The organism is Streptomyces sp. NPDC090025 (assembly GCF_044748125.1).
Lineage (GTDB): Bacteria > Actinomycetota > Actinomycetes > Streptomycetales > Streptomycetaceae > Streptomyces.
Genome location: NZ_JBIVFL010000005.1, coordinates 258,884 through 267,284 on the forward strand (window position 1 = coordinate 258,884; position 8,401 = coordinate 267,284).

An 8,401-nucleotide genomic window follows, 5' to 3' on the forward strand; every position below is an offset into this window, starting at 1 on the left:
GGTGGGGTGGGTGAACCGGGGTGGCGGTCGTGACCGTTGTTCCGCTGTGGTGGGCCGCTACAGTGGCGAGGACCGTGTCGGCGAGTCAGACCGAGCAGAGGCACGCACAGCAGCAGAGTCAGGAGAGTCCGGTGTACGGCGACGGGGACGGGGACGGGACCGGATACGCGGAGACGGAGGCGGTCCGCTCGCTGCTGCGGTCATGGGCGGCGGACGCCGCGGGACCGGCGGCCGGTGCGGACGGCGGTGGCGACGACAGCACCGGCGATGACGACGGGTACGGCACCGGGCTGGACGTGCCGCCCGCGGCCGCCGGGACGGTGATCGCCGCGGTGGCCCGGCTGCTCGGGCTGTCCACCGGGCCGGGCCTGCGGCCGAGCGGTCTGTCCGAGCTCACCGCGCTCAGCGGGCTGCCCGCCGAGCGGTTCGCGGAGCTGCGGCTGCTCGCGCTCGCCCTGGTGGTCGACGAGCATCCGTCCGCGCCGCGCTGGGCCGCCGACGACCGCCTGGAGGCGGCGTCCTGGGTGGCCGTGCTCATCGAGCGGGACGGCGAGGACGGCGTGACGACGCTGGTGGACGCGCTCCGCCGGAACTGACCGAGCGGGACCGGGCGGAGGTGAACCGTCCGCCGTACCGGGGCCGTTCTTGCGGCCGGGAGCGCTCGACGCGCTCCTGGCAACGCAGCGGGAAGGACGGCGTGAGGTGAGCGCGAGCGCGGTGGCAGGACTCTGCCGCCTGAGGTTTCACGGGCCGCGGAAGGTGGTCGAGCTCTCCGTACCGGCGGATGTGCCACTGGCGGATCTGCTGCCGACGGTGATCGGCTACGCGGGCGACGACCTGGACGAGGAGGCCGTGGAGGCCGGCGGCTGGGTGGTGCAGCGACTCGGCGGGGAACCGCTCGACGAGGAGCTGTCCGCGGAGGGCGCCGGGCTCAAGGACGGCGAGCGGCTGTTCCTGCGGCACCGGCGCGACAGCCTGCCGACGGTGCACTTCGACGATCTGATCGCGGGTGTGTCGGTCGGGCTCGAACAGCGTGGTGACGCCTGGCGGCCCGCGTTCACCCATCATGTGGCGCTGGCGCTCGCCCTGACGGCGCTCGGTGGCGGTCTCCCGCTGCTCGCCCTGTCGGACGGCATCGGGTCGCTGCGGGTGCTCGCGGCCGCGGTGGTCGGCGGGCTGCTGCTGCTGGGCGCGGCCAGCGCCGCACGGGCGGTCGGCGACGCGGGCGCGGGTACCGCGCTCGGCGCGGCGGCCGTGCCGTACCTGGCGCTCGCGGGTGCGCTGCTGCCGTCGGGCAGCGCGGACCTGCTGGTGTCGCGGCTGCTCGCGGGCGGTTCGGCGGCGGCCGGTGGCGCGGTGCTCGCGCTGGCGGCGGTGGGCTGTTCGGCGCCGCTGTTCCTGGGGATGCTGCTGACCTCGGTGACCGCCGTGGTGGCGGGCGCGATCGGGCTCGCCGGGCCGTCCCCGCACGAGACGGCGGCGATCGTCGCCGTCCTGGTGGTGCTGCTGGGCGCGTTCGCGCCCGGGCTCTCGTTCCGGCTGTCCGGTCTGAGGCTGCCCGCGCTGCCGCGCACCGCGGACGAGCTGCAGGACGACATCGAGCCGTATCCGGCGCAGGAGGTGCTCGACCGCACCGCCGTCGCCGACGGCTATCTGACCGCCTTCCACGCGGTGCTCGGCGCGCTGTGCGCCGGGTGTCTGACCGTGCTCGCGTTCGAACCGGGCTGGGCCCCGGCGACCATGACGGGCGTGCTGTGCGTGCTCCTGTTCCTGCACGCCCGCGAGTCGGGTTCCCGCTGGCAGCGGCTGGCTCTGGTGGGTCCGGCGGTGTACGGGCTCACGCTGCTCGCTGTGCGCTGGTCGCTCGGGCTCGGCGGCGCCGGGCGGCTCGGGCTGCTCGCGGGTCTGGTCGCGGTGGCGGCGGTGCTCGCGATCGTGTCCTGGACGGTGCCGGGGCGGCGGATGCTGCCGTACTGGGGCCGGATCGGCGATCTGCTGCACAGCGCGCTGGCGCTGAGCCTGCTGCCGCTGGCGGCGACGGTGGCCGGCCTGTTCGGCTGGGTGCGCGGCCTCAGCGGCTGACCCCGGCCCCTCGTCCGCACCCTCACGCACCCCCCCTCTTGAACCACCCATGTTTCCCAGGGAGTCGACATGCAGTCCAGGCGCGACCAGGTGCAGGCGCATCTGTTCGTGATGAGCAGGCTCGAAGCCGGGATGCTGCGGGGCGAGCCCGACGCACCGGACCTCACGCCCCGGCGGACCCATCGTGGGGTCAGGACCGGACTGTTCATCGCGATCGCCATCGCCCTGGTCATGGGGCTGTACGGGGCGATCAAGCCGGGCGGTGCCACCGGCTGGCGCAAGCCCGGGACCCTGGTCGTGGTGGAGGAGACCGGCGCGCGCTATCTCTTCCTGGACGGGCAGCTGCGGCCGGTGCTCAACGAGGCCAGTGCCCGGCTGGTGGCCGGGGACCGGATGACCGTCGCCCAGGTGAGCCTGAAGTCCCTGACGGGCGCGCCGCGCGGCGGTCCGGTCGGGATCGTCGGCGCGCCCGACGGGCTGCCTCAGGCGGCCGCGCTGACCCGGCGGGACTGGCTGGTCTGCGGCACCGTGACCCGTACCCCGTCCGGCGGCGTGGGCGCCGCCCTGTCGGTGGTGGTGGGCGCGGACCGGACCGGCGCGCCGCTCACCCCGGACCAGGCGACGCTGGTCGGCACCCCGGACGGGGCCCGGTATCTGCTGTGGCAGGGCCGGCGGCTGCGGGTGGACGCCAAGGACGGCGCCGACACGGCGCTCGGCTTCGGCGCGCTGACGCCGTACCCGGTGACGTCCGTCTTCCTGAACGCGCTGCCGGCGGGCCCCGACCTGGCGCCGCCCGCGATCGACGGGCGCGGCCGGCCCGGCCCGGCGCTCGGCGGCCGGGCCACCCGGGTGGGCCAGCTGTTCACCGGCCCTTCGGGCGAGCCGTACGTGCTGACCGGCAGCGGTCTCGCGCCGCTCGCCCGGACCGAGTTCGAGCTGCTGCGCGGCGATCCGCGCACCCAGCGGGACGGATACGCGGGGGCCGCGCCGGTCGCGGTGCCGATCGGCGCGGCCGATCTGGCGGCCCATCCGGCGCGGGCCGGGGCGCTGCCCGCGCGCGGGCTTCCGGCGGCCCCGCCGCGGCCGGTGGCCCTGGCGGCAGGCCAGGGCGTGTGCACGGCCCTGACGCCGTCGGGCGCGTCCCCGCGCACCCGGGTGACCGTGGTGGACGCCCTGTCGGTGGCGGGCACGGCACCCGCGCCGCAGCCGGGCGTGGCGACGGGCTGCGAGGTCGCCGACCGGGTCGCGGTGCCGCCGGGCGGCGGCGCGCTGGTCCAGGCGCTGTCCGGGGCGGGGGCGAGCGGGGCGAGCTATCTGGTGGCGGACAACGGCGTGAAGTACCCGATCCCGACGGCCGCCGCCGCGAAGACCCTCGGGTACGGGGCGGCCGCCCCGGTGGGCGTGCCGACGGCGCTGCTCTCGCTGCTGCCGACCGGGCCGAGCCTGGACCCGACGTCGCTGGCCGCGGCCGGGGTGGTGGAGCCGCGGCTCACCGCCGCCGGATCCGCCGTCTGCGGCTGAACCCCCGGTCGCGGGCGGCCCGTTCCTCCTGGCGGAGCTGATGGCTCCCCTCTGATGATCCCCCTGAAACAGGAGTTCCCATGGCGGATTCGACCCCTCCCGGCGGCACGCTCAAGGTCACAGGTGGTGACCTTCAGTCGAAGCTGAACCAGCTGCAGGACCGCGCCCACAAGATGGAGGCCGAGTACGCGAAGTCCGAGGACATCGCGAACGGCGTCCGGGCCAGCATGCAGACCCAGGCGGGCCGCATCTTCGTCCAGAAGATCGAGATCTGGCAGCGCGCGGTCCGTTCCTGCATGGCCGAGTACAACGACATCATCGAGGCCATCGAGGCCACGATGAACATCATGGTGCAGAGCTCCGACGACGCCACGGTCACCTCGGACATGTGGGACGGCGACGTGTACAGCGGCCTGCTCGGCCGCTGACCCCCGCCCCTGACCGGCGGAAACCCCCTCATTCCTCCCAACGTTAAGGAAGCACCATGAGCGACCTGGACATGACGGTCCAGCACAACAACCTGACCGATCAGACGGTCCAGATGCGGGGCATCGCCCAGCGGATGAAGACCGACCTGGAGGAGATCGTCGCCTTCCTGGAGAGCCGCAAGGAAGAGTTCAGCGGTGAGGCGGCCGTCCAGTTCGACGAGTTCGCCAAGACCGTGAACAGCGTCGACGGAGAGCTCTCGATCAACTTCGACGCGGGCGCCCGCGCGATCGACGAGGCCCACGACATCATCAAGAACGGTGACCGCAAGAGCGCGTTCCTCTTCCAGCGCTGAACCCGGCACGTCCCCGGACCCGGTCGCGGCCCAGCGGGCCCGCGGCCGGGTTCCGTCGTTCCCGTCGTTCCCGTCGTTCGCGTCGTTCACGTCCGTCACCCCGCTCCGCGCGGACTGAACCGCGCCGCACCGGCCTCCCGTTCTCCCTGCCGGACAGTGAGATCACCACGAACGCCGGGAGCCCCTGATGGCCACCAAGCCGCCGCCGAAGCCCGACACGGACAAGGACAAGGACGACAAGAACAAGCCGGAGGAGGACGAGTTCAAGGTCACAGAGGAGGTCCTGCTCGACTTCGCCAAGAAGTTCGAGGAGCTCCTCAAGGACTTCAGCGAGAACCCGTACATGAAGGACCTCCAGCGCTGGGCCAACGGCACCTTCAGCGACGACGCCGGTCTGCTGAAGCCCGCGAACCCCAAGGAACTGGCCAGCGCCAAGCTGGTCCAGGACGGCTTCCGCAAGCTGTGCGCCCAACTCCTGCAGTCGGTCGGCCTGTTCGAGGCGGCGGCGAAGAGCAGCTTCATCACGCTCAGCACCATCAAGATCATCCTTCAGGACGCGGCCGACGAGTCCATCACCACGGCCGAGATGTGGGACATCCTCAACGACATCCAGAAGGGCATCAAGCCGCCCACCGCGCCCGCCACCAACAACCCCGCCAGCTGACCGGCTGACGCCTCCGCACGGAAGGAACCGGGCCCGGCCATGGCCGTGACCAAGAACTGGGAACAGGGACTCAAGGTCTACCTCCCCGACACCAACACCCTCACCGACCGCAACGCCGTCGCCGGGCCGAGCTCGGAGGGCTGGGTCGCCGAGAACAGCCTGCGGCTGATCAAGAACGCCGACCCGAACACCGACTACAACAAGGTCTTCGACTTCTGGTGGTCGGCCTGGCAGACGCTGACGGTGACGGACAACGGGCTCGTCCCGCCGCCCCGTTACCACGTGGTCGGCTTCAACGCCGACTGGGGCAAGGTGTTCACCAACGCCGCGTCCAAGTGGAACCTGTTCACCACGGCGGAGCCGCAGAAGAACTTCGAGCCGTTGGTGTACCCGCCGTACCGCAACGAGATGACCAACGTCTGGACCTTCGACCACGGCGCCGACGAGATCGCCGGCATGGTCAAGTGGTTCGACCACTGGCAGCCGATCGTGCAGGGCTGGGCGGACTCCGTCGACTCCACCGTGTCGGACTGGAAGGGCAGCGCGGCCGGTGCCCTGCGGCGCTATCTGCTGACGTTCGTCACGGAGATGGCGAAGGTACGGCTCGACCTCACCGCGCCGACCGAGTACTCGAAGGCCGTCCTGGAGAAGCACGATCTGCTGCACAAGCAGATCCACGTGCTGTACCAGGGCTGGCAGACCTGGCAGGGCGAGCGGACCTCGCACCCCATCGACCTGCTGCACGACGCCTTCCTGGAGGCGATGAACGGCGCCCGTCTGACCTTCGGACCGACGCCGGAGTACACGTACGACTACTGGAACAAGCGCTGGAACTACGAGCACCCCGACGTCATCACGGTCGTCGACGGTACGGGCGCCGACGTGGTGGGCGGCGACTGGATCAAGAAGGTCGAGGCCGAGGCGAAGAAGAAGTGGCTGGCCGGGATCGCGACGCTCGACAAGGCGTCGAACGCGTCCGTCGGCCCCCTGGACGACGCCTACTCCACGCTCGCCCGCGCCCTCGGCAAGGGCGTCTACTCGCCCAACCTCACGCTCTCCCCGGGCGGAGGCGGCGGGACCGGTCCCGGCGGCACCGGGAACACCGGCCTGGACGACATCTTCAAGGACAAGGACGGCGAGGGCGAGGGCGAGGGCGGGGGCGGCACCGAGAAGCCGGACATCCCCAAGCCCGACATCCCCACGACCGGCGACAAGCCCGGCGGCACCGGCGACAAGCCCGTGATCCCCCCGGTGCCGTCCCCCGGCACGCCCGGCACCAAGCCGCCCGGCACCCCCGGGACCAAGCCGCCCACGGTCCCGAAGCCGGACATCCCCGTCCCGGGCCAGCCCGGCGGCAACGGCAATGGCAACAAGGTTCCGCTCCTGGACAAGAACGGCAAGCCGGTCCTCGACAAGAACAAGCAGCCGATCATGGTGCCGCCCGGCTCCCGGATCGGCAAGGACGGCAAGGTCTACGGCCCGGACGGCAAGCCGGTCCTCGGCCCGGACAAGAAGCAGATCGTGGCCCCGCCCGGCGCCAAGGTCGGCACGCCCAACCAGTCGCAGAACAACAACAACAACAACAATACGAACCTCCCCGGCCAGAACACGTTCGACCAGATCCGGCTGCCCGAGGGGGCCAAGATCCTGCCGAACGGCACGGTCGTGGGCGCCGACGGCAAGCAGCTGTACGACGCCAACGGCAACCCGTACACGCTGCCCAAGGGCTCCACCATCAAGGACGGCGTGATCTACGGCCCGGACGGCAAGCCGCTGAGCCGCAGCCACCAGCTCCTGACCAACGCCGACAACGCGTACAACAACCGGACGACGCCGCGGCCGAACACCACCTCGCAGGGCGGCGGCGACCACAACTACCGCACCAACGTCCCCAACCACTCCCGCTCTCCGGAGCTGCCGGGCGGCAACGGCGTCCCCAAGGTCAAGCCGGGCACGCCGAACACCGTCGGCGGTCTCAACACCCTGGGCGACCGCGCCACCAAGTTCGGCGCCACCGCGCCGACCACCGCCGCCTCCACGGCGGCGGCCGCGGCCGCGCAGCAGGCCAGGACCGCGGCGCAGACCTCGGCCCAGGCCCCCGGGCAGCAGTCCCCGATGATGCCGCCGATGGGCGGCGCGGGAGCGGGCGCGGGCGGTGCGCCGAACCAGGGCAAGGACCGCCAGCGCACCACCTGGCTCACCGAGGACGAGGACACCTGGGGCACCGACACCGGCACGGTCAGCGGCGTCATCGGACGCTGAGCCCCGGCCCCTGTCCCTGTCCCCTGCTCCTGTCCCTGTTCCCGTTCCGCCGTGTTCCGGCCGGCGGGGGTGGGCCCGCCCCGGCCCGCCCCCGCCGCCCCACCGCACCTCCCGACTCCCCCGTACGACCCACCGGAGACACACCATGCAGTTCGGCACTCCCCCGCAGCCCGGCCTCCTGCCGCCGGGGGTCGTCCCGCCCAACGGCGGACAGCTCGACATCGACGCCCGGATCAAGGAGGCCATGGCCTCACTGACCGCGCACCGCGACCGGATGATGGAGGTCAGGACCGAACTGGAGGCCGCCAGCACGTCCGTGACCTCCAAGGACCGGATGGTCTCGGTGACCGTCGGCCCGCAGGGCCAGGTCGTCTCGCTGACCTTCCACACCACCGCGTACCAGCAGATGGCACCCGCCGAGCTGGCCACGGCGCTGATCCGGGTCCTCAACGACGCGCGCGCCCGGATGGGCGAGCAGGTCACCGAGAAGATCAAGGGGTTCGCCGACTTCGGCTCCACCCTGCGGGTGGCCGCCGGGTTCGCCGACATGCCCTCCGACCTCGACGAGCTGATGAAGCCGCTGCGCTCGATGGGCGCCGAGTTCGAGGTCGAGGAGGCGAAGGAGAAGGAGAAGGACGAGCGCCAGGAGGAGTACATCGCCGACGAGGCCACCGCGGCCGCCGCGAAGGCCGAACGCGGCGAGAAGCAGGAGGAGTTCGCGGCCGAATCCGACAGCCGCGTGCCCACCGGGAAGCAGGAGGAGTTCCATGGCTGACACCACCAAGGTCTTCGGTGACCTCAAGAAGCGGTTCCAGCACTACGACGAGTACAAGACGTGCCTGGACGATCTCGACAAGATGATCAAGCGGGTGAACACCCTCAACAAGACCTCCGCGGGCGACGACGAGATCGGCCAGGCGTACCACCAGCAGGTCGACAAGCCGACCGAGAACCTGACGGAGACCATCGCCTACGTCAGAAAGCGGCTCGGAGTGATCGTCGACGGCGGCTACGACACGGCCGACATCATGAACAAGGCCGACGACGAGTCGAAGACGACCGCCGACAACTGGTGAACCGGGTCCGAGACC

At 71.8% G+C, this 8,401-nt stretch carries 9 protein-coding genes; all 9 read left to right on the plus strand.

The genetic code is table 11. The features are described 5' to 3' along the window. Positions 1-131: 131 nt before the first annotated feature. The 9 genes from ACIPXM_RS15540 to ACIPXM_RS15580 all read left to right on the plus strand — a co-directional run bounded on the left by ACIPXM_RS15540 (position 132) and on the right by ACIPXM_RS15580 (position 8,386). Positions 132-596: a hypothetical protein gene (locus ACIPXM_RS15540; RefSeq protein ID WP_401655423.1), complete on the plus strand. Its 465-nt coding sequence runs from the start codon at positions 132-134 to the stop codon at positions 594-596. A 106-nt stretch (positions 597-702) separates the two neighbouring features. Beyond that, positions 703-2,082, plus strand: a complete 1,380-nt coding sequence (eccD, locus tag ACIPXM_RS15545; protein ID WP_401655424.1) for a type VII secretion integral membrane protein EccD — start codon at positions 703-705, stop codon at positions 2,080-2,082. Positions 2,083-2,151: 69 nt separating this feature from the next. Next, complete coding sequence (gene eccB / locus ACIPXM_RS15550) at positions 2,152-3,603, plus strand: type VII secretion protein EccB (RefSeq protein WP_401655425.1); 1,452 nt, start codon at positions 2,152-2,154, stop codon at positions 3,601-3,603. Between the two features lie 80 nt (positions 3,604-3,683). Then, entirely contained in the window at positions 3,684-4,031 is a 348-nt protein-coding gene (locus ACIPXM_RS15555; protein ID WP_401655426.1) for a hypothetical protein, read from the plus strand. 56 nt (positions 4,032-4,087) lie between these two features. Then, entirely contained in the window at positions 4,088-4,384 is a 297-nt protein-coding gene (locus ACIPXM_RS15560; RefSeq protein ID WP_401655427.1) for a hypothetical protein, read from the plus strand. 187 nt (positions 4,385-4,571) lie between these two features. Then, positions 4,572-5,048: a hypothetical protein gene (locus ACIPXM_RS15565; protein ID WP_401655428.1), complete on the plus strand. Its 477-nt coding sequence runs from the start codon at positions 4,572-4,574 to the stop codon at positions 5,046-5,048. 39 nt (positions 5,049-5,087) lie between these two features. Then, entirely contained in the window at positions 5,088-7,310 is a 2,223-nt protein-coding gene (locus tag ACIPXM_RS15570) for a hypothetical protein (protein ID WP_401655429.1), read from the plus strand. Positions 7,311-7,455: 145 nt separating this feature from the next. Beyond that, complete coding sequence (locus tag ACIPXM_RS15575; protein ID WP_401655430.1) at positions 7,456-8,085, plus strand: YbaB/EbfC family nucleoid-associated protein; 630 nt, start codon at positions 7,456-7,458, stop codon at positions 8,083-8,085. Beyond that, on the plus strand, positions 8,078-8,386 hold the full coding sequence (locus tag ACIPXM_RS15580) for a hypothetical protein (protein WP_401655431.1): 309 nt from the start codon (positions 8,078-8,080) through the stop codon (positions 8,384-8,386). The genes ACIPXM_RS15575 and ACIPXM_RS15580 overlap by 8 nt, the downstream gene beginning before the upstream one ends. Positions 8,387-8,401: the final 15 nt, after the last annotated feature.

What these genes read in the sequence shown, in the direction of transcription:
- ACIPXM_RS15555 (WP_401655426.1), top strand. Translation starts at nt 3,684, where the DNA reads ATGGCGGATTCGACCCCTCCCGGCGGCACGCTCAAGGTCACAGGTGGT.
- ACIPXM_RS15565 (WP_401655428.1), top strand. Translation starts at nt 4,572, where the DNA reads ATGGCCACCAAGCCGCCGCCGAAGCCCGACACGGACAAGGACAAGGAC.
- ACIPXM_RS15560 (WP_401655427.1), top strand. Translation starts at nt 4,088, where the DNA reads ATGAGCGACCTGGACATGACGGTCCAGCACAACAACCTGACCGATCAG.
- eccB (WP_401655425.1), top strand. Translation starts at nt 2,152, where the DNA reads ATGCAGTCCAGGCGCGACCAGGTGCAGGCGCATCTGTTCGTGATGAGC.
- ACIPXM_RS15575 (WP_401655430.1), top strand. Translation starts at nt 7,456, where the DNA reads ATGCAGTTCGGCACTCCCCCGCAGCCCGGCCTCCTGCCGCCGGGGGTC.
- ACIPXM_RS15570 (WP_401655429.1), top strand. Translation starts at nt 5,088, where the DNA reads ATGGCCGTGACCAAGAACTGGGAACAGGGACTCAAGGTCTACCTCCCC.
- ACIPXM_RS15580 (WP_401655431.1), top strand. Translation starts at nt 8,078, where the DNA reads ATGGCTGACACCACCAAGGTCTTCGGTGACCTCAAGAAGCGGTTCCAG.